This window comes from Anaerotignum faecicola, assembly GCA_024460105.1.
Lineage (GTDB): Bacteria > Bacillota > Clostridia > Lachnospirales > Anaerotignaceae > JANFXS01.
Genome location: JANFXS010000507.1, coordinates 1 through 399, shown reverse-complemented (window position 1 = coordinate 399; position 399 = coordinate 1). Strand labels below are relative to the sequence as shown.

The 399-nt window shown below is 49.4% G+C and carries 1 protein-coding gene; it reads left to right on the top strand.

The features are described 5' to 3' along the window. The coding region (locus NE664_15115; protein MCQ4727963.1) for a 2,3-bisphosphoglycerate-independent phosphoglycerate mutase at window positions 1–399 on the top strand (399 nt) is incomplete at both ends.

Below are 399 nucleotides of genomic sequence, written 5' to 3'. Positions count from 1 at the left end.
CTGATGAGTCAGTGCCCGTTTGTAAAGGGTAATGCCAGCGGTCTTGCCGTTGGACTTCCCGACGGACAGATGGGAAATTCCGAGGTTGGCCATTTAAACATGGGAGCCGGCCGCATCGTTTATCAGGAACTGACAAGAATTACAAAATCTATCCAGGACGGCGATTTCTTTGACGTTCCTGAGTTTTTACAGGCTGTGGAGAACTGTAAGAAGAATCATTCTGCCCTTCATTTATGGGGACTCGTCTCCGACGGAGGTGTACACAGCCACAATACCCATATCTACGGACTTTTAGAACTTGCCAAACGAAACGGACTTGACAAGGTATATGTACACTGCTTCCTGGATGGCCGTGACACACCGCCTGCATCAGGCAAGGGCTTTGTGGAAGAGCTGGAA